The 20354-nt window shown below is 58.5% G+C and carries 15 protein-coding genes; 9 read left to right on the top strand and 6 right to left on the bottom strand.

The window, feature by feature from the left end; genetic code table 11:
* Window positions 1-213 precede the first annotated feature (213 nt).
* A complete protein-coding gene (tcdA, locus tag EYC95_RS27550; RefSeq protein WP_131063134.1) occupies window positions 214-1029 on the bottom strand; it encodes a tRNA cyclic N6-threonylcarbamoyladenosine(37) synthase TcdA in 816 nt (271 codons plus the stop codon).
* A gap of 213 nt (window positions 1030-1242) precedes the next feature.
* Here tcdA and EYC95_RS27555 point away from each other — a divergent pair, with 213 nt between their 5' ends.
* From EYC95_RS27555 to EYC95_RS27570, 4 genes are all read left to right on the top strand, one after another.
* Complete coding sequence (locus EYC95_RS27555) at window positions 1243-3834, top strand: glycosyltransferase (RefSeq protein ID WP_131063135.1); 2592 nt, start codon at window positions 1243-1245, stop codon at window positions 3832-3834.
* Between the two features lie 212 nt (window positions 3835-4046).
* The gene (gene dapE, locus EYC95_RS27560; RefSeq protein ID WP_131063136.1) at window positions 4047-5198 is read left to right on the top strand and encodes a succinyl-diaminopimelate desuccinylase; all 1152 of its coding nucleotides are present in this window, start codon (window positions 4047-4049) and stop codon (window positions 5196-5198) included.
* Window positions 5198-6007: a putative RNA methyltransferase gene (locus tag EYC95_RS27565; RefSeq protein WP_131063137.1), complete on the top strand. Its 810-nt coding sequence runs from the start codon at window positions 5198-5200 to the stop codon at window positions 6005-6007. Before dapE ends, EYC95_RS27565 begins: the two co-directional genes overlap by 1 nt.
* A 75-nt stretch (window positions 6008-6082) precedes the next feature.
* Window positions 6083-6460 (top strand): hypothetical protein, encoded by a 378-nt coding sequence (locus EYC95_RS27570; protein ID WP_131063138.1) that lies wholly within the window; start codon window positions 6083-6085, stop codon window positions 6458-6460.
* Window positions 6461-6521: 61 nt separating this feature from the next.
* Here the strand turns inward: EYC95_RS27570 and EYC95_RS27575 are convergent, their stop codons facing one another.
* The 3 genes from EYC95_RS27575 to EYC95_RS27585 all read right to left on the bottom strand — a co-directional run bounded on the left by EYC95_RS27575 (window position 6522) and on the right by EYC95_RS27585 (window position 10635).
* Complete coding sequence (locus EYC95_RS27575; protein ID WP_131063139.1) at window positions 6522-8138, bottom strand: hypothetical protein; 1617 nt, start codon at window positions 8136-8138, stop codon at window positions 6522-6524.
* 253 nt (window positions 8139-8391) lie between these two features.
* Complete coding sequence (locus EYC95_RS27580) at window positions 8392-8601, bottom strand: cold-shock protein (protein ID WP_131063140.1); 210 nt, start codon at window positions 8599-8601, stop codon at window positions 8392-8394.
* A 195-nt stretch (window positions 8602-8796) separates the two neighbouring features.
* Window positions 8797-10635 (bottom strand): carboxypeptidase regulatory-like domain-containing protein, encoded by a 1839-nt coding sequence (locus tag EYC95_RS27585; protein WP_131063141.1) that lies wholly within the window; start codon window positions 10633-10635, stop codon window positions 8797-8799.
* 251 nt (window positions 10636-10886) lie between these two features.
* Between EYC95_RS27585 and plsB the strand changes: the two genes are divergently transcribed.
* The 5 genes from plsB (at window position 10887) to EYC95_RS27610 (ending at window position 15793) form a co-directional block, all read left to right on the top strand.
* Window positions 10887-13373 carry a glycerol-3-phosphate 1-O-acyltransferase PlsB gene (plsB, locus tag EYC95_RS27590; protein WP_131063142.1) on the top strand — a complete coding sequence of 829 codons (2487 nt, stop codon included), beginning with the start codon at window positions 10887-10889 and terminating at the stop codon, window positions 13371-13373.
* Window positions 13374-13478: 105 nt separating this feature from the next.
* Window positions 13479-14081: a hypothetical protein gene (locus EYC95_RS27595; RefSeq protein ID WP_131063143.1), complete on the top strand. Its 603-nt coding sequence runs from the start codon at window positions 13479-13481 to the stop codon at window positions 14079-14081.
* A 153-nt stretch (window positions 14082-14234) separates the two neighbouring features.
* Complete coding sequence (locus tag EYC95_RS27600) at window positions 14235-14600, top strand: YbaY family lipoprotein (protein WP_131063144.1); 366 nt, start codon at window positions 14235-14237, stop codon at window positions 14598-14600.
* Window positions 14601-14677: 77 nt separating this feature from the next.
* On the top strand, window positions 14678-15076 hold the full coding sequence (locus EYC95_RS27605; RefSeq protein WP_131063145.1) for a YbaY family lipoprotein: 399 nt from the start codon (window positions 14678-14680) through the stop codon (window positions 15074-15076).
* Window positions 15077-15103: 27 nt separating this feature from the next.
* On the top strand, window positions 15104-15793 hold the full coding sequence (locus tag EYC95_RS27610) for a DUF4197 domain-containing protein (protein ID WP_131063146.1): 690 nt from the start codon (window positions 15104-15106) through the stop codon (window positions 15791-15793).
* Window positions 15794-15842: 49 nt separating this feature from the next.
* On the opposite strand, the gene EYC95_RS27615 is transcribed toward EYC95_RS27610, so the two are convergent.
* Entirely contained in the window at window positions 15843-17189 is a 1347-nt protein-coding gene (locus tag EYC95_RS27615) for a Fic family protein (RefSeq protein ID WP_131063162.1), read from the bottom strand.
* Window positions 17190-17285: 96 nt separating this feature from the next.
* Complete coding sequence (locus EYC95_RS27620) at window positions 17286-20351, bottom strand: efflux RND transporter permease subunit (RefSeq protein WP_131063147.1); 3066 nt, start codon at window positions 20349-20351, stop codon at window positions 17286-17288.
* Between the last annotated feature and the right edge of the window lie 3 nt (window positions 20352-20354).

Raw genomic sequence — 20354 nt, forward strand, 5'->3', positions numbered from 1 at the left:
AGATCGGATTGAGTTTGGTAACTTCTTGAAGGGCGTTTTGTAGGGACATGAAGCGGGCTCATAAAAACATAAGCCCGTTTCTATTACTGCTGGGCGGGCAAGTCAATTTCTTAACTGACTGGCATTAAGGCTTGCCCGCGAAGGCGTCTTACCTGACACACCGCTTTCGCGGGCAAGCCTCGCTCCTACAGGGACGCGTGACCAGTTCTCTGTTCAGACGGGTTTAACCCGATCCGCCGGGCGCCGAACGCCCGCCACAATCTTATCCACAGCCTTGGTCGCCGCGACCATGCCGAACGTCGCCGTCACCATCATCACCGCGCCAAACCCGCCGGCACAGTCGAGCTTCACGCCATCGCCGACAAAACTCTTCTGCAAGCAAATGCTGCCATCCGGTTTCGGGTAGCGCAGTTGTTCGGTCGAAAACACGCACGACACGCTGTAATGACGCGTCACGGTGCGCGAAAAACCGTAATCCCGGCGCAGGGTCGAGCGCACTTTCGAAGCCAACGGGTCATTGAAGGTCCGGTTCAAGTCGCAGACCTGAATCAGTGTCGGGTCAATCTGCCCGCCCGCCCCGCCGGTGGTAATGATCTGGATCTTGCGGCGCTTGCACCAGGCAATCAGCGCAGCCTTCGCATTCACGCTGTCGATGCAATCGATCACGCAGTCGATGTTGGGCGTGATGTATTCGGCCATGGTCTCGCGCGTCACGAAATCCGCCACGGCGTGCACCGTGCAGTCCGGGTTGATCCCGCGTAAACGCTCAGCCATCACCTCGACCTTGGGCTTGCCGACGGTGCTGTCCAGCGCGTGCAACTGACGGTTGGCGTTGCTGACGCAGACGTCATCGAGGTCGAACAGCGAAATCTCGCCCACGCCACAACGGGCGATGGCTTCCGCCGCCCAGGAACCGACGCCACCGACGCCGACGATGGCCACATGGGCTGCGCGCAGGCGCTCCAGGCCGTCGATGCCATACAAACGGGCGATGCCTGCAAACCGCGGATCTTCTGTACTCATGACCATTACCCCAAAAACCGGCGCGCATTATAGGGCTACTACGGCGACAAGATCTAAGTTACGGCGACAAGTGAAAGAACTTATGTGAAACGGGATTGCCAAACGTAGGGCATTTCCCTGTCAGCTGTACGCTCAGGGAATGCCCGGTGTTAGGATGCGCGCCCCTTGGCACACGCCGACCGGTCCTTCGTTCCACAGCCTTTGGAACCTGAAATAGCTATGTCATCGCGTAAATTTGGACTCAACCTGGTCGTGGTGCTTGCCATCGCTGCCCTGTTTACCGGCTTCTGGGCGCTGATCAATCGCCCGGTCACCGCTCCCAACTGGCCTGAACAGATCTCCGGCTTTTCGTACTCGCCGTTTCAGCAAGGCCAGTACCCACAAAAAGAGCAGTACCCGACCGACGATGAAATGCGTCGCGACCTGGAGATCATGAGCAAGCTGACGGACAACATCCGTACTTACTCAGTCGACGGTTCCCTTGGGGACATCCCCAAACTGGCGGAAGAATTCGGCTTGCGGGTGACCCTCGGTATCTGGATCAGCCCGGACGAAGAGCGCAACGAGCGCGAAATCACCCGTGCCATCGAGATCGCCAACAGCTCGCGCAGTGTGGTTCGCGTGGTTGTAGGCAACGAGGCGATCTTCCGTAAGGAAATTACTGCCGCGGAACTCAGCATTATTCTGGATCGCGTCCGCGCGGCAGTGAAAGTGCCGGTGACCACGTCAGAGCAATGGCACGTCTGGGAAGAAAACCCAAGCCTGGCCAAGCACGTCGACCTGATCGCCGCTCACGTCCTGCCGTATTGGGAACATGTTCCGATGGAGCAGTCCGGACAGTTCGTACTTGACCGTGCCCGCGACCTGAAAAAAATGTTCCCGAAAAAACCGCTGCTGCTGTCGGAAGTCGGCTGGCCGAGCAACGGCCGCATGCGTGGCGGCGCCGATGCGTCGCCGGGAGACCAGGCGATTTACCTGCGCACACTGGTCAACAAACTCAACCGCCAGGGCTTCAACTACTTTGTGATCGAAGCGTTCGACCAACCTTGGAAAGCCAGCGACGAAGGCTCGGTAGGCGCCTATTGGGGCGTGTTCAACGCCGCTCGCCAGCAGAAGTTCAACTTCGAAGGCCCGGTCGTCGCCATTCCGCAATGGCGCGTGCTCGCGGTCGGTTCGGTGGTGTTGGCCCTGCTCTCCCTGACCTTGCTGATGATCGACGGTTCGGCCCTGCGTCAACGCGGCCGTACCTTCCTGACCTTCATCGCGTTCCTCTGCGGTTCGGTGTTGGTATGGATCGGTTACGACTACAGCCTGCAATACAGCACCTGGTTCAGCCTGACGGTGGGCTTCCTCCTTGCCCTCGGCGCGCTCGGGGTGTTTATCGTGTTGCTGACCGAGGCCCACGAACTGGCCGAAGCGGTCTGGACCCACAAGCGCCGGCGTGAATTCCTGCCGGTGGTGGGCGATTCGGACTACCGACCGAAAGTCTCGATTCACGTACCTTGCTACAACGAGCCGCCGGAGATGGTCAAACAGACCCTCAATGCCCTGGCCAACCTCGACTATCCGGACTTTGAAGTTCTGATCATCGACAACAACACCAAGGACCCGGCGGTCTGGGAACCTGTGCGCGATTATTGCGAAACCCTGGGCCCGCGCTTCAAGTTCTTCCACGTTGCGCCGTTGGCAGGCTTCAAGGGTGGCGCGCTGAATTACCTGATTCCGCACACCGCCAAGGATGCCGAAGTGATTGCGGTGATCGACTCGGACTACTGCGTCGATCCGAACTGGCTCAAGCACATGGTGCCGCACTTCGCCGACCCGAAAATCGCTGTGGTGCAGTCGCCACAGGATTACCGCGATCAGAACGAAAGCACCTTCAAGAAGCTTTGCTACGCGGAATACAAAGGCTTCTTCCACATCGGCATGGTCACCCGCAACGACCGTGACGCGATCATCCAGCACGGCACCATGACCATGACTCGGCGTTCGGTGCTCGAGGAACTGGGCTGGGCTGACTGGTGCATCTGTGAAGACGCCGAGTTGGGTCTGCGCGTATTCGAAAAAGGCCTGTCAGCGGCGTATTACCACACCAGCTACGGCAAAGGCCTGATGCCCGATACCTTTATCGACTTTAAGAAACAGCGTTTCCGCTGGGCCTATGGCGCGATTCAGATCATCAAGCGTCACACCACCAGCCTGCTGCGCGGCAAAGGCACCGAGCTGACCCGTGGCCAGCGTTACCACTTCCTTGCGGGCTGGTTGCCGTGGGTGGCGGACGGCATGAACATCTTCTTCACCGTGGGCGCCCTGTTGTGGTCGGCGGCGATGATCATCGTGCCGCAACGGGTCGATCCGCCGTTGCTGATTTTTGCGATCCCGCCACTGGCGCTTTTCGTGTTCAAGGTTGGCAAGATCATCTTCCTCTACCGTCGTGCGGTCGGGGTCAACCTCAAGGATGCGTTCTGCGCGGCACTGGCCGGGCTGGCGTTGTCGCACACCATCGCCAAAGCGGTGCTGTACGGCTTCTTCACCAGCAGCATTCCGTTTTTCCGCACACCCAAGAACGCCGATAACCACGGCTTCTGGGTGGCGATTTCGGAGGCGCGCGAAGAAGTGTTCATCATGCTGCTGTTGTGGGGCGCGGCGCTGGGGATTTACCTGGTGAACGGCATGCCGAGCAACGACATGCGATTCTGGGTGACCATGTTGCTGGTGCAATCGCTGCCGTACCTGGCGGCGCTGATCATGGCGTTCCTGTCTTCGCTGCCGAAACCGGCACCCGATGCCGAAACGGCACCGGCAGTCTAAATCTGCGCAGATGCACTAAACGGCGGCCAATGGCCGCCGTTTTGCTTTAAGATAACCGCCATTTTGCGCGCCCTGCCCCAATTCCCTGTAGGAGCGAGCGATGCGGCGATCCGACTTGCCCGCGAATGGAGCGACTCGGTGTAACAGATACACCGCATTATCGTTCTTCGCGAGCAAGCCTCGCTCCTACACAAGATCTTCTGGAGTCTTACATGACGGCCCACGCCGACCTTTCGCCGACCCTTCAACTCGCCATCGACCTGATCCGCCGTCCGTCCGTGACGCCGGTCGACGCCGATTGCCAGAAGCAGATGATGCAGCGCCTGGGCGATGCCGGTTTCACCCTGGAACCGATGCGCATCGAAGATGTGGATAACTTCTGGGCGACCCACGGCAAACACGACGGCCCGGTGCTGTGCTTCGCCGGTCACACCGACGTAGTACCGACCGGCCCGGTGTCCGCCTGGCAGATCGACCCATTCAACGCGCTGATCGACGAACACGGCATGCTCTGCGGCCGCGGCGCGGCGGACATGAAAGGCAGCCTCGCCTCGATGACTGTGGCGGCCGAGCGCTTTGTCGCCGACTACCCGGACCACAAGGGCAAGGTCGCTTTCCTGATCACCAGCGACGAAGAAGGCCCGGCGCACCACGGCACCAAGGCTGTTATTGAGCGCCTCGCCGCGCGCAAGGAGCGTCTGGACTGGTGCATTGTCGGCGAGCCGTCGAGCACCACCCTGGTGGGTGACGTGGTCAAGAACGGCCGTCGCGGCTCCCTCGGTGCCAAGCTGACCGTGCGCGGTGTGCAGGGTCACGTGGCGTATCCGCATCTGGCGAAGAACCCGATCCACCTCGCCGCCCCGGCCCTGGCCGAACTGGCCGCCGAGCATTGGGACCACGGCAACGATTTCTTCCCGTCGACCAGTTTCCAGATTTCCAACGTCAATTCCGGCACCGGCGCGACCAACGTCATTCCGGGCGACCTGGTGGCGGTGTTCAACTTCCGCTTCTCCACCGAGTCCACCGTCGAAGGCCTGCAAAAGCGCGTCGCCGACATCCTCGACAAGCATGGCCTGGACTGGCACATCGACTGGGCGCTGTCCGGTCTGCCGTTCCTGACCGAGCCGGGCGCGTTGCTGGATGCCGTCGCGTCGAGCATCAAGGACATCACCGGCCGTGAAACCAAGGCGTCAACCAGCGGTGGTACTTCCGATGGTCGCTTCATCGCGACCATGGGCACGCAAGTGGTTGAACTGGGCCCGGTCAACGCGACGATCCACCAAGTCAACGAGCGTGTACTCGCTGCCGACCTCGACGTGCTGACCGAAATCTACTACCAGACCCTGATCAAGTTGCTCGCCTGATGCTCGCCTGCCCGATATGCAGCGAACCGCTGAACGCGGTGGACAACGGCGTGGCCTGCCCCGCCGGGCATCGTTTCGACCGTGCGCGGCAGGGTTACCTGAACCTGCTGCCGGTGCAGCACAAGAACAGCCGCGACCCTGGGGATAACCTCGCCATGGTCGAAGCCCGTCGTGACTTCCTGAACGCCGGCCATTACGCGCCGGTGGCCAAGCGCCTGGCCGAACTGGCGGCGCAATACGCGCCCCAGCGCTGGCTGGACATCGGTTGTGGCGAGGGTTACTACACCGCGCAAATCGCCGAGACCTTGCCGAACGCCGACGGTTACGCGCTGGATATTTCCCGGGAAGCGGTCAAACGCGCCTGCAAACGCAACCCGCAGCTGACCTGGTTGATCGCCAGTATGGCGCGGGTGCCGTTGGCCTCTGGCAGCTGCCAGTTTCTCGCCAGCGTCTTCAGCCCGCTGGATTGGGAGGAAGCCAAGCGCCTGCTCAGCCCCGGCGGCGGTCTGATGAAAGTCGGGCCGACCAGCGGCCATCTAATGGAATTGCGCGAGCGTCTGTACGACGAAGTGCGTGAGTACACCGACGACAAGCATCTGGCTCTGGTGCCGGAAGGCATGACGCTGCAACACAGTGAAACCCTGGAGTTCAAACTGACGCTTTCAAAGGGTCAGGATCGCGCCAATCTGCTGGCCATGACGCCTCACGGCTGGCGTGCCAGTGCTGAACGCCGGACGGCGGTGATCGAACAGGCCGAGCCGTTCGAGGTCACCGTGTCGATGCGCTACGATTATTTCGTACTTCAATAATTTTTGGTTTCGAGCAATGGCTCGAGGCCGGCTAAATCCGCGAATGGATTTTTCAGACCCGCAGTGAGGACATCCATGCGCCAACCCGATATCGAGATTTACCTGAAAGACGCCGACGTCGACTACAAGGCCATCGCGGCCTGGCTCGGCGCCGCTGTCGGCCCGTGCAGCGACTGGGTTCAGAAGGGACAGACGTTCAAGTGCAAGGCCGGCAACGTGCCCGTCACCTGGCTGCCGAAGGCGGTAGGCAAGTGGAACAGCCTGTACCTGGAAAGCGACCAGACCCCGTGGGACGACGACATCGCCTGCGCCCGCGCAGCCTTTGCCGCGCTGGATATCGAGGTGCGTTGCGCACCGGGTACGTGGGTCGAGGAAGAAGGTGAAGAGACCGCGGATCGCTGGATGCGCATCAGCGCTGATGGTGAAGAAGAGATCACCTGGAAAACTGCTTGAACGACACGCCTCGAACCTGCGCAGATCCTGACGAAGACAGGATCTGCGGCCTACCGGGTCATCAATTCCAATTCCCCACTGTTTGATCGGCCTTGTTGAATTCAAACCGGGCGAACTCGGCAGTCGTTCTGGGCAAAGTCAATTTGATAACCGGAACAGCCTTGCCTGAATACTTGTAAAAGTCCTGCTGATTGAACCTGGCACCCGCCAAGCCATTGCTCGTGTAAAAAAAAGCCTTGATCGGGATGGTCGAGTGAATGTTTTGTGGCCAAGTGGCCAAGCGGATCTCATTCCAGCCATTGAAGTATTCAGTACCCAACAGCTTTGTCGCCAGCATGCCTTGATTAAACGCGTTGGCAGCAAGTGTTCCCTGATTGGCGCGTAAATTGAAGCCACACTGACGCTGATACTTCCATCTCAAGGGTCCTTGATTGTAATGACTAAGCCAACCTGCTGCGGTCGTAATCCCTTGCAACTCGCAGGAACGACTGACGGAAGGGTAGTTTCTGGACACACCACAACCTTGGTCTCCTCTGATGTCACTGCCCCCATCCAAAGGAAATATGCATAAAGCAGGTATTTCCACCAAACCTTGAGGGCGTAGCTGCGGAGAAAAGAAGACTATCCCACTGGTATTTGGATAGGTAGAAGGAAAGGCTTTGAAGACCGCGTCCTTACGAAGGTAGAAAGAAGAAACCCCGCCATTGGTCTGGGACAGTGGACTGGGGTTCCAGGCGCGATATCCCGTACCGTTTACAGTTGCCCTCAAAATGACGCCGGTGCACCCCACAGCAGGCAATGACGCGTTGCCGCAGTTTTCACGGGTATCGGCGTACTGCGTGTTGAGTTCATTTGCAACCCGCTGGCCATCTCCTCCAGCCGCTGCACCGACAATCCGGATCGCCAGCGGTGATGACGTAATCAGACTGCCCGCGCCGCCAACCTTGTAGGTGTACGTCAGTGAGACGCTGCGATTGAGGTTTTCGGTCCACCAGGCATTGGGCATCGTAAAGGACAGCGTTCCCGGCGCCGCGACGGTCTGAATCGGCGTATCACGCAGTGCCACGCCGGTCAGGCGTGCGCCGACGGTGTCCCGTGCCGCTATTTTAGCGTCGTGGACTTGCACGGTAGCCTGGGCGCCGAGGGTGTCGGCGTTCAACTCGCCGGTCGGCGCTTCGACCACCTTGAACACGTTCTGCTGTCCCTGGCCGCCCACCACCCGAATGCTCAAGGGCGATGACGTGATCAGGTTCCCGACGCCACCGACTTTGTAGGTGTACGTCAGTGAGACGCTGCGATTGAGGTTTTCGGTCCACCAGGCATTGGGCATCTTAAAGGACAGCGTTCCCGGCGCCGCGACGGTCTGAATCGGCGTGTCACGCAGTGCCACGCCGGTCAGGCGTGCGCCGACGGTGTCCCGTGCCGCTATTTTAGCGTCGTGGACTTGCACGGTAGCCTGGGCGCCGAGGGTGTCGGCGTTCAACTCGCCGGTCGGTGCCTCGACGACCTTGAACACCGACGGCTGCGCGGTCGAGGCACTTTGTATATCGCCCTGTTCTGGCAATGCCAGGGCGGTCATTGTCCGAGCGAAAGGCTGGGACAGTTTTTCTCTGGCAGGCTCGTGCGTGGTGCATCCTGCAAGACTCAACATCAGAACTAAGGCGATAGTTTTCCACATGACCGCTTCCCTTTCGGACAGAGCAAAGACCCGGAGATAAGTCGATCCAGGCAAATGTTGAACGAGGGTAGGTCTGGGGGTTAAAAGCCGTCTACTGTCATAACTGACAGGTGAATATTCGTCCAGTACTTCTTCAACTGTCTACAGCCAATGCTTAAACGCAAAAGATCGCAGCCTTCGGCAGCGTCTACAGGGTCATGTGTACGCCCGCAGGAACTGCCGAAGGCTGCGATCATTTGGTCTTACTTAAGGGTTACAGCCCCACCACATCCTCAGCCTGAAACCCCTTCTCGCCAGTCACCACCGCGTACTCGACCTGCTGACCTTCAGCCAGCGAACGATGCCCTTCGCCGCGAATCGCGCGGTAGTGCACGAACACGTCCACCCCGTCCTCGCGCTGAATAAAGCCATAACCCTTGGCGTCGTTGAACCACTTCACATTGCCGGTTTCACGTGTTGCCATCTGTTCATACTCCTTTCTTATTATTGATCGGGCTTTTCGCAGGAAAGCCTCGGGAACATTGCTTGCACTGATAGGTGCCACTGTCTGGCCAGTGCGGGCTCGCCGAGTATATGACAGGCTCAAAAACTCTCAACAGGAGTTTACTTCGCCGCGTTTCGGCAAACCCAGCCTATTCCATATGGAACCGATCTCCATCTAGATCCCTTGATCTGCGGCGAAGTAACTAAAAACGCCCCCTGTTGTGGCGTTGGGAGTGACCCGAATCACAGGAACGCGTCGGCCTGTCATTTTGAGAAAGTCACGCTGAATGTTCTTCGCCCCCTCGACGCCCACCGCCCGACTGGCGCTGCTGAAGTAGATGAAAGCCTTGATCGGCAGGTTCGAAGTGTCCTGGGGCCAGATCTTGATCACTACCTCGTTCTGCTGCCACGCCGTCAGCTCACCTGCCGGATTTTCTCGCGCGATCAGACTGAGTGCGAATGACGCCTGATCTGGAGCGAAACCGCATTGATGGGTATAACGATTTGTGCTGCTCGCCGGATGCTGCTGAAAGTGTGCGCGCCAGGCCGCCAGTGTATTGATGCCCTGCGCGGAACATGGGCCGCTGTTGCCCGGGAAATCAGCCGACGCACCGCAGCCGGCGGCGCTGCGATTCAACGTGTTTCCGTCATATGGAAATGAACACAACACCTGAAGCGGATAGCCGCCGTTGGCCGTAAAGAATTGACCCGGTTCGAGCACAAAGCCTTGAGTACGACTGCCCTGTAGCCTATTCATACCAATGCCGACTTTCATATAGCTGAACGAGACCCCGCCCGACTTGACTGCATAGGGGCTTGGATTCCACGCACGAAAAGCAGGCGAATCATCCACCGTGCGAATCAGTACGCCACTGCATTCATAGGCAGCTTTATTGCCCGGACAGGTATTGCTGGTGTTGGAGTATTGCGCGTTGAGCTCGCTTGCAACACGCACCCCATCGTTTGGTACCGTTGAACCAACGACCTTGATAGACAATGGCGCAGACGTAATCAGACTGCCCACACCGCCTGCTTTATAGGTGTAGGTCAGCGTCACCGTACGGTTGAGGTTCTCGGCAATCCACGCCTTGGGCAAGTAAAACGTGAGTATGCCGGCCGCACGCACGGTCTGGATCGGTGCATCCCGCAATGCCACGCCAGTCAAGCGTATCCCGACAGTATCCCCGAGGCCCATCCTCGGGTAACTCACTTGCACACTGGCTTCAGCACCGAGGGTGTCGGCGTTCAGCTCGCCCGTCGGCGCTTCGAGCACCTTGAATATCGAAGACCCTGTTGATGCGACTACGGTAAACGCAACGTTGTCTCCCCAGACAGAAGTCTTTGCGTTGAGCGTCTGGCGCGCCCCTATTGAATACGCCCCGAAGGGCAATTCCAGAGCACTATGGGCTTCCCAATGACCACGAGCATCAGCCGTCGTGCGGACCAGGGTTATATTGGCGTAATGAGTCTTTACTACTTGCACCGTGGCCCCTGGGATCCCTTTACCAGACAGCAATGGATAACGTCCGCTCTCACTGCCCTTTGGCGGATTCTCAATGACAGGGGCATCAGGTGTTTCAACGACAGTAAATGCACGGTTCAGACCCCAGTCCGATGTTTTGCCATCAAGGGTCTGTCGGCCGCCGATCGAATAAGGGCCTGGGGCCAGTTCCAACGCACTGCGAGCAGCCCACCGGCCATTCGCATCAACCGTCGTGCGGACCAGGACTCTATTGGCATAGTGGGTCTGTACTATTTGTACCGTCGCTCCCGGGATCCCTGTACCGGAAAGCAATGGATAGAGACCGCTCAAGCTGTGATCCACCGGCGTCGCGATGAGTGGAGCATCCGGTGTCGATGACTGCGAAGCCGATAAGCCGCTGGAAAGCGCCCCATCGACCTGCGCAATTGCCAGCGCCGACACACCATCACCAGGCTTTGCGACTCCGTCACGGGGAGAGCTTCCACAACCCGCCAGGGCAATGAACAGCAAAAAGCTCAACATGTGATTCACCGTTATTCTCCTTCCATGGGTTCACTCTCGCGGTGCTAAAGCCCGGCGCTGAAGGTGAATGTAGGGCAGAGAAAAATCCGACGTCTACTGTCATATCTGACAGGTGGAATTACGTACAGCTCTCAGCCGTTCAATTCCGAACGAAAAAGACAATGCCGTTTTAGCCGCTTTTTTGCCGATTTTCGGCGAATCCGGCACACTACCGACCGCCCGAGCAAACGCTCGGTTTTATTCACTCATGCAGATGCCGTATGACCCGTTCCCCGTTCCGCCGTCTTGTGTTTGGCACCCTGCGCCGACTGCTCTATCTCTGGGTTCGCTCGGAGACGATCAACCAGTCGTCGTTCACCCTCAACCTCGACCGCAGTCGTCCGGTGTTCTACGTCCTGCAAAATCCTTCGCTGACTGACCTCGCCGTGGTCGACACCGAATGCAGCAAGGCCGGCCTGCCCCGTCCGGTGCTGCCAGTGTCGGTGGGCAACCTGGTGGAACCGGCCGCGTTTTTCTACCTGACGCCGGAGCCCGACTGGCTCGGCCGTCAGGACAAACGCGGCGCACCGCCAACCCTGACCCGTCTGGTCAGTGCCCTGAGCCAGAACGCCGCAGAAGACGCGCAGATCATTCCGGTCAGCGTGTTCTGGGGCCAGTCGCCTGACAGCGAATCAAGCCCGTGGAAATTGCTCTTCGCCGACAGCTGGGCCGTGACCGGGCGCCTGCGCCGGTTGCTGAGCATCATCGTGCTGGGGCGCAAGACCCGGGTGCAGTTCTCGGCGCCGATTCACTTGCGCGAGCTGATCGACCACGACAAAGGCCACGAGCGCACCGTGCGCATGGCCCAGCGGATCCTGCGCGTGCACTTCCGCAACCTCAAGGCTGCGGTGATCGGCCCGGACATTTCGCACCGTCGCAACCTGGTCAAAGGCCTGCTCAACCAGCCGCTGGTCAAGCAAGCGATCCTCGACGAAGCCGAGCGCGAAAACATCTCCCCGGAGAAAGCCAAGGCCCAGGCCCTGCGCTACGGCAACGAGATCGCCTCGGACTACACCTACACCGCGATCCGCTTTATGGAAGTGGTGCTGAGCTGGTTCTGGAACAAGATCTACGACGGCATCAAGGTCAACAACATCGAAGGCGTGCAGAAGGTCGCCCCGGGCTACGAAGTGATCTATGTGCCGTGCCACCGCAGCCATATCGACTACCTGCTGCTGTCCTACCTACTGTTTCGCAACGGCCTGACCCCGCCGCACATTGCCGCCGGGATCAACCTCAACATGCCGGGCATCGGCGGCCTGCTACGTCGCGGCGGTGCGTTCTTCATGCGCCGTACTTTCAAGGGCAACCCGCTGTACACCTCGGTGTTCAACGAATACCTGCACACCCTGTTCACCAAAGGTTTCCCGGTCGAGTACTTCGTCGAGGGCGGCCGCTCGCGCACTGGGCGCATGCTGCAACCGAAAACCGGGATGCTGGCGATTACCCTGCGCAGCTTCCTGCGTTCGTCGCGCATGCCTATCGTGTTCATTCCGGTGTACATCGGTTATGAGCGTGTACTGGAAGGCCGGACTTACCTCGGCGAACTGCGCGGCGCGAGCAAGAAGAAAGAATCGATCTTCGACATTTTCAACGTCATCGGCGCGCTCAAACAGCGTTTTGGCCAGGTGGCGGTGAACTTCGGCGAGCCGATCAAACTCGCGGAGTTCCTCGACAACGAACAGCCCGACTGGCGTAAACAGGAACTCGGTCCGCAGTTCAAACCGGCCTGGCTCAACGAAACAACCAACCGTTTGGGCGAGAAAGTCGCGCAGCATCTGAACGAAGCGGCGGCGATCAACCCGGTCAACCTGGTGGCCCTGGCGCTACTGTCCACCACCCGCCTGGCGCTGGACGATCGCGCCATGGCGCGGGTGCTTGATTTGTATCTGGCGCTGTTGCGCAAGGTGCCGTACTCGACGCACACCACGCTGCCGGAAGGTGACGGTCGAGCGCTGATCGAGCATGTGAAGGACATGGACTTGCTGTCCGAGCAGAGCGATGCCCTGGGCAAGATTCTGTACCTGGACGAGCAGAACGCTGTCCTGATGACCTACTACCGCAACAACGTGCTGCACATCTTCGCCCTGCCCGCTTTGCTCGCGAGTTTCTTCCAAAGTGCCTCGCGCATGAGCCGCGAACAGATCCAGCGCTACACCCGGGCGCTGTATCCGTACCTGCAATCAGAACTGTTCATTCGCTGGACGCTGGACGAGCTGGATGGCGTGATCGATCAATGGCTCGAAGCGTTCGTCGAGCAAGGTCTGCTGCGTTTCGAGAACGACGTCTACCTGCGCCCGGCGCCAAGCTCGCGGCATTTCGTGTTGCTGACCTTGCTGTCGAAGAGCATCGCCCAAACGCTGCAACGCTTCTACATGACTGTGTCCCTGCTGCTCAACAGCGGCCAGAACAGCATCAGCGCCGAAGAACTGGAAGACCTGTGCACCGTCATGGCCCAGCGCCTGTCGATCCTGCACGGGCTGAATGCCCCGGAGTTCTTCGACAAGAGTCTGTTCCGGCACTTCATTCAAACCCTGCTGGATCTCGACGTGCTCAAGCGCGACGAGGCCGGCAAGCTGAGTTACCACGAACTGCTGGGTGAGCTGGCGGAAGGTGCGGCCAAACGGGTGTTGCCGGCGGAGATTCGGTTGTCGATCCGTCAGGTAGCGTTGCATCGAAGTGAAGATGCGGCGGATCAGGCTAGTTGAAGTAGCCCGTAACTTTCTGACAATGTCTATAGGAACAAGGATGTTCTTATAGTCTGCCAGTTATGGATTAATAGGGTCCCATTTAATCCAGATACGGATATCGCAATGAACCCATTGGAAGACACCAGCCAATACGTCACCCTCACTTTTAGTTTGCCTGAAGACTTTTTGCCCCCAAGTGATGGTGAGGGTGAAACCTATATAAGCGTTAAAACTGCCAATACTTCTTCCCCCGTGAACGTAGCGCAATTCCGTGAACCGACACTGCGTAGTGGGCACTGGAACTTTTCATTTGCGCACAACTATTCCGATGTCAGCGTCAAATACCTCGTGACGATCAACATGACCCATAACGGAGTTCCCCTGTTGATTGACCTGGACTACTTTGTAATTGTCCACCGTGTGCCGCACCGACAGACCCTGCATCTCAGCCCGATCGGCCGTCTCTATATCCAGGCGCAAGCGCCTCGATCAGTCGAACCCCAGCACGCCGTCACCGTTGCCGCCCACGAGCACGACGACACACGTGCACTCGTGACTCAGATATATATCAGCGAACAAACGGCGGAGGCATTTTATCTGGAATACGATCCTGCCACTGTCGTTCCCGGCAAGCGCTATACCCTGACTGCCACCGAAAACGAATATCTGAATTCAATAGCGATCTATCCGGGATCCGTTGTATTGAAGCCCTTCAGCACGACGTGAAAGAAGCGCGACAAGTTTACCTTCGTTGCTCGTTATCTATCTTGCTGCCTATTCGCTCAGCAAGTCGGGAAATGCCCTACATCGTGTTCGTTGCTCTCGGCTATATGCTGACGACTCGTCATTCCCGACGGTTCTTTTGATAAGGAAATCAAAGTGAGCAACGATTACGAAAAGAGCATCAGTGGCACCGTGCACTATCTGCTCAGAATTGAGTTACCAACCAATTCGACACTTCACGTCAATCTGCTGGACATCACTTCCGCAGACGCACCTGCCAAAGAGCTCGCCCAGCAAGTCATTCCTCACGCAGAAACAACCGGGTTGGACTTTAACTTGCTGTACCAGATGGGCGATGTGCTGCCTGGCCACCGATATGTAATCCGTGCACGGATCGAAACCATCGAACAAGTGATCTTCGCGACCACTAAAGATCACGCAGTGGAGTTGGGTGTCGATCACCTGCGCCCTGAGGACGTTATTGTCCGCAACGTTCGTACCAAACCAGACAGTAACTTCTAAGCCCTCAGCTGAAAAAAATCCGTTAAATTGTCGTTGGCGCCGGTCTTCTTCGGGCGCCAAGGACAGGGATTCAATTCATGAAAAAACTTTCGCTTCTGGGACTGGCTGCTTTGCTCAGTGCCTGCCAAACCACGCAACCTGCCGCAAAAACCAGCCTCGACGGTGGAGTCTTCTACCTGCAACGCATCGCCCTGCCGCCGAGCGCCACCTTGAGCGTCAGCCTGCTGGACGTGTCCCTCGCCGACGCGCCCGCCGTTGTCCTCGACGAACAGAAAGGCCCGGTCAAAGGCCAGGTGCCGCTGCCGTTTCATCTGAGGTACGATCCGGCCCAGATCAAACCCGGCCATCGCTATTCCGTCAGTGCGCGCATCGAAGTCGACGGCAAACTGATGTTCATCACCACCGAACACCACGCCGTACAGCTTGATGGCCGCGATCCGCAGCCACTGAAAATCCGCGTCGACGCCGTCCGCTAAACCCCTCTTTCGTACAAGGAAGCTGCCATGTTCCGCCCTACACTTCGCTTCGCCGGCCTCTGCGCAGGCTTGATGATCTCCGCCAGCGCGATGGCACTATCGCTCAGCGACCTGTCGCAAAAGGACGCCACCGGCGGCCTCAAGGATGCCCTGACCCAGGGCGCGCAACTGGCCGTCAAACAACTCGGCACGCCGGGCGGTTTCAGCAACAACCCGGACGTGAAAATCGAACTGCCGGGCAAGCTGGGCAAAGTCGCCAGCAAAATGAAACAGTTCGGCATGGGTGATCAGGTTACTCAGCTGGAAACCAGCATGAACAAAGCGGCCGAAACCGCTGTGACCCAGGCCCAGCCAATCCTGGTGGACGCCGTCAAGAAGATGAGCGTCGAGGACGCCAAACGGATTCTCAGCGGCGGCAATGACTCGGCCACCCAATACCTGAGCAAAACCAGCCGCGAACAGATTCGCCTCAAATTCTTGCCGATCGTGAAACAAGCCACCGACCAGGTCGGCCTGGCCAAGCAATACAACACGTTCGCCGGCCAGGCAGCGACCATGGGTGTGCTGGATACCAAGAACGCCAACATCGAAAGCTACGTCACCGAGCAGGCGCTGAATGGTTTGTTCGAGATGATCGGCAAACAGGAAGAAACCATCCGCCAGAACCCTGCGGCGGCGGCAACGAGTTTGGCGAAGAAAGTTTTCGGTACGCTCTAAGCCTTAACACCGATCCTGTGGGAGCGGGCTTGCTCGCTCCCACAAAAGTTCAGATCGCCGATGCGGCACGCAGAAAGAACACCCATTCACGCCCTATTTTTCTCTTCTCAAACACATTCAACTCCACCAGCCCATTCAAAGTGGCTGAGGCGGTGTTGTACGAGCAGTCCAGATTCTCCTTCACATTGACTGCCGTGAACTCTTTCGCCATTCCACTCTTGGCCACTTGGTAAACGGCGCGCTGCTTCTCGGTCAGGCGATCGAAAAATCCGGATTCTGTCAGCCAGCGATCAAAGCGTTCCGTATACGCCAGACTTTTCCGATATGCCTCGGTAAAACCACTGACAGCTCGCAGAATCACTGAACACTGAACGTCGATGAAATAAGTCAGATCCCGATCATCAGCCTCGGTATTCAAATAGGATCGCCCATATTTCACCGGCGCATTACGCAGCAAAATGCTGATCGCTATATAGCGAAACGCAGAGAAATCATTCTTGAACATGAACCAGTAAAACAGCGCCCGCGCGACTCGCCCGTTTCCGTCACCGAAAGGATGCTCATAACCCAGCGCAAAATGCAGCGCGATGCCTTTAATCATCGGATGCAGATAGTCCACCCGCTCGGGATTGTCGTGTGACTGGTTGATCCATTCCGACAATGTACGCAATCGCGAAACCAGACCCGCAGCAGGCGGCGGTGTATAAACGGTGTTGCCCTCCCCGTCCTGAACCACCACATCGTCGTTGGCCCGCAATACCCCTGGGGAATACTGAGCGTCATCAATACCCTCGACACCAACACGGTGCATCGCCGTCATCAGTTCGACACTCAACGGTTCGTAACGCTGTTCCCAGGCGAAGTTCATCATCTTGTAATTGCCCACCACCATTCGCTCATCCGGCGTGCGCGGCAGACGCTTGCGCTTGAGCATGTCCTTGGCCACCCGCGTGGTGGTGGCCGCACCTTCGAGCTGACTACTGCTGATGGCTTCATCTTCGATCAGATCATTCAGCAGATAGCTGAAATGCGCATGCTCACCGATCTGGCTGGTCATGTACTCCAGCGCAGCGGTCGTGGCTTGTCGGTCGACGATCGAAATGGCTTTTTGCGCCAACGGGGTCAGCACGAAGTTGCCCCACTGAACGGGCTCGCCCAATGGCAGAAGGCTTGAATATTGTGCGATCCGGGCTTTCTTCACCAACGCCCAGCACAGACTGGAATCCATTCCTGGCGACCAGCGATAGCGTAATTCGTCGAATGGAAGGTACCGCCCCTGATCATCCAGCGGCTTGAGCAAGGCGAGATAGTCCGGGAGTCGCTCTTTGTGGGGTGATTGCGCCAACCAGTCAAACACTGGGTCCGACCTCCCCGTGAGCACGGGCGGTTTTTTCATCATTGATATCTCAAGTGCTCATTAAACTGAGCCTCGAGTACAGCATCCGGATCTCTCTGACTCAATATCAGAGAGATCCGAGATTGTCGTAGGAAGTCAGACCGACTCTTTCTTGATCCTGAACCACGCCGCATACAACGCCGGTAAAAACAGCAACGTCAATGCCGTCGCCACGATCAATCCGCCCATGATCGCCACCGCCATCGGCCCGAAGAACACGCTGCGTGACAACGGGATCATCGCCAGCACTGCCGCGAGCGCAGTCAACACGATCGGCCGGAAACGCCGCACCGTGGCTTCGATAATCGCTTGCCACGGCTTGAGCCCGGCCGCGATGTCCTGTTCGATCTGGTCCACCAGAATCACCGAGTTACGCATGATCATCCCGGACAATGCGATGGTCCCGAGCATCGCCACAAAACCAAACGGCTGACGGAACACCATCAGGAACAGCGTCACACCAATCAAGCCCAGCGGCGCGGTCAGGAACACCATCACCGTGCGGGAGAAACTGCGCAATTGCAGCATCAGCAAGGTCAGCACCACCACGATGAACAGCGGCACGCCGGTCTTCACCGAGTTCTGCCCACGGGCCGAGTCTTCCACCGTGCCGCCGACGTCCAGCAAGTAGCCATCGGGCAATTCGGCGCGGATTGGATCGAGGGTCGGCATGATTTGCTGCACCAGCGTCGCCGGTTGTTCCTTGCCGTAGATGTCAGCGCGGATCGTCACGTTCGGCAAGCGGTTGCGGTGCCAGATGATGCCTTCTTCGAAGCCATATTCCAGGGTCGCGACTTGCGACAGCGCCACGCTGCGGCCGTTGTCAGTCGGCACCGCCAGGCTTGGCAGCAACGACAGTTCGGTGCGCTCGTGTAAGGTGCCGCGCAGCAGGATCTCGATCAACTCGTTGTCTTCGCGATACTGGCTGACGCTGGAACCGGTCAGGGAGCTTTGCAGAAACTTCGACAGGTTCGCCGTGCTCACGCCCAGCGCCCGGGCGCGGTCCTGATCAACGTTCAGGTACACGACTTTGCTCGGCTCTTCCCAGTCCAGATGGACGTTCACCACGTGCGGGTTCTCACGAACCTTGGCCGCCACTTTACGGGCCTGTGCGCGGACTTCCTCGATGTGTTCACCGGTCACCCGGAACTGAACCGGATAGCCAACCGGCGGACCATTTTCAAGACGCGTGACCCGCGAACGCAGGGCCGGGAATTGTTCGTTGAGGGTTTCGATCAGCCAGGTGCGCAGGGTTTCGCGCTCCTCGATGGTCTTGGCCAGGACGACAAACTGGGCGAAGCTCGCCGCCGGCAGTTGCTGATCCAGCGGCAGGTAAAAACGTGGCGATCCGGTGCCGACGTAGGCCACGTAGTTGTCGATGCCGGCGTGATCCTTCAGCAAGGCTTCAAGGCGTTTGACCTCGTCGGCGGTGTTGCTCAGGGACGCGCCTTCAGCGAGTTTCAGATCGACCATCAACTCGAGTCGACCCGAGGCCGGGAAGAATTGTTGCGGCACAAAGCGGAACAGCACGATGGAGCCGATGAACAGCACCACGGTCAGCACGATGACGGTTTTACGCCAGCGCACGCACCACTCCACCAAGCGCCTGACCCGCTGATAGAACGGCGTGCCGTAAGGATCGGGCTGACCCGTACCGTGTTTGGCAGCATGAATTTTCGCCAGGTCGGGCAGGAGTTTTTCCCCCAGATACGGTACAAAAACCACCGCCGCAATCCACGAAGCCAACAACGCGATGGTCACCACCTGGAAGATCGAACGCGTGTATTCGCCAGTGCCCGATTGCGCGGTGGCGATCGGCAGGAACCCGGCAGCGGTAATCAGAGTGCCGGTGAGCATCGGGAACGCGGTGCTGGTCCAGGCGTAACTGGCGGCCTTGATGCGATCGAAGCCTTGCTCCATTTTGATCGCCATCATTTCCACGGCGATGATCGCGTCGTCCACCAACAAACCCAACGCCAGCACCAACGCGCCGAGGGAAATCTTGTGCAGGCCGATGCCGAGGTAATACATGCAGGCGAAGGTCATCGCCAACACCAGCGGAATCGCCAGCGCCACCACCATGCCGGTGCGCACGCCGAGGGAGAAAAAGCTCACCAGCAACACAATCGCCAGGGCTTCGACCAACACCTGAACGAACTCGCCGACACCGGTTTTCACCGCGGCAGGCTGATCGGACACCTTGCGCAGCTGCATGCCCGCCGGGAGGTTCTTCTGGATGCGGTCAAACTCGATTTCCAACGCCTTGCCCAGCACCAGAATGTCGCCACCCTCCTTCATCGCCACGGCCAGGCCGATGGCATTTTCCGCCATGAAGCGCATGCGTGGTGCCGGCGGATCGTTGAAGCCGCGACGCACATCCGCCACATCGGAGATGCGGAAGGTGCGATCGCCGACGCGGATCGGGAAGTTCTTGATCTCGTCGACCGTCTGGAAATTCCCCGAAACCCGTAGCTGCAAACGCTCGCTGGTGGTTTCAAAGAACCCGGCCGTGGACACCGCGTTCTGCTCTTCGAGGGCTTGCTGCACGGCGGCCAATGGCAAACCGAGTGTCGCGAGTTTGACGTTGGAGAGTTCGATCCAGATCTTCTCGTCCTGCAGCCCGAGCAGGTCGACCTTGCCCACATCCTTGACCCGTTGCAGCTGGACCTGGATGCGGTCGGCGTAATCCTTGAGCACCGCGTAATCAAAACCGTCGCCGGTCAGCGCGTAGATATTGCCGAAGGTGGTGCCGAATTCATCGTTGAAAAACGGCCCCTGAATACCCGGCGGCAAAGTGTGTCGGATGTCACTGACCTTTTTGCGGACCTGATACCACAGCTCCGGTATTTGCACCGAATGCATGGAATCACGCGCAATGAAGGTCACCTGGGATTCGCCAGGGCGCGAAAACGAGACGATGCGTTCGTATTCGCCGGTTTCCATCAGTTTCTTTTCAATGCGCTCGGTGACCTGTCGCGAGACTTCCTGCGCGGTGGCGCCCGGCCAGTTGGTACGGATCACCATGGCTTTGAAGGTGAACGGCGGGTCTTCGCTTTGCCCGAGTTTGGTGTAGGAAAGCGCGCCGACGATGGCCAGCAAGAGCATCAGGAACAGTACGATCTGGCGATTGCGCAGCGCCCATTCGGAAAGATTGAAACCCATCGG

The sequence above is a fragment of the Pseudomonas sp. BGI-2 genome (assembly GCF_004310295.1).
Classification (GTDB): Bacteria; Pseudomonadota; Gammaproteobacteria; order Pseudomonadales; family Pseudomonadaceae; genus Aquipseudomonas.

Coding starts and splice junctions, on each gene's coding strand:
- EYC95_RS27610 (WP_131063146.1), top strand. CDS start 15,104: ATGTTCCGCCCTACACTTCGCTTCGCCGGCCTCTGCGCAGGCTTGATG.
- plsB (WP_131063142.1), top strand. CDS start 10,887: ATGACCCGTTCCCCGTTCCGCCGTCTTGTGTTTGGCACCCTGCGCCGA.
- EYC95_RS27595 (WP_131063143.1), top strand. CDS start 13,479: ATGAACCCATTGGAAGACACCAGCCAATACGTCACCCTCACTTTTAGT.
- EYC95_RS27580 (WP_131063140.1), bottom strand. CDS start 8,601: ATGGCAACACGTGAAACCGGCAATGTGAAGTGGTTCAACGACGCCAAG.
- EYC95_RS27605 (WP_131063145.1), top strand. CDS start 14,678: ATGAAAAAACTTTCGCTTCTGGGACTGGCTGCTTTGCTCAGTGCCTGC.
- EYC95_RS27565 (WP_131063137.1), top strand. CDS start 5,198: ATGCTCGCCTGCCCGATATGCAGCGAACCGCTGAACGCGGTGGACAAC.
- EYC95_RS27620 (WP_131063147.1), bottom strand. CDS start 20,351: ATGGGTTTCAATCTTTCCGAATGGGCGCTGCGCAATCGCCAGATCGTA.
- EYC95_RS27555 (WP_131063135.1), top strand. CDS start 1,243: ATGTCATCGCGTAAATTTGGACTCAACCTGGTCGTGGTGCTTGCCATC.
- EYC95_RS27575 (WP_131063139.1), bottom strand. CDS start 8,138: ATGTGGAAAACTATCGCCTTAGTTCTGATGTTGAGTCTTGCAGGATGC.
- EYC95_RS27570 (WP_131063138.1), top strand. CDS start 6,083: ATGCGCCAACCCGATATCGAGATTTACCTGAAAGACGCCGACGTCGAC.
- dapE (WP_131063136.1), top strand. CDS start 4,047: ATGACGGCCCACGCCGACCTTTCGCCGACCCTTCAACTCGCCATCGAC.
- EYC95_RS27615 (WP_131063162.1), bottom strand. CDS start 17,189: ATGAAAAAACCGCCCGTGCTCACGGGGAGGTCGGACCCAGTGTTTGAC.
- tcdA (WP_131063134.1), bottom strand. CDS start 1,029: ATGGTCATGAGTACAGAAGATCCGCGGTTTGCAGGCATCGCCCGTTTG.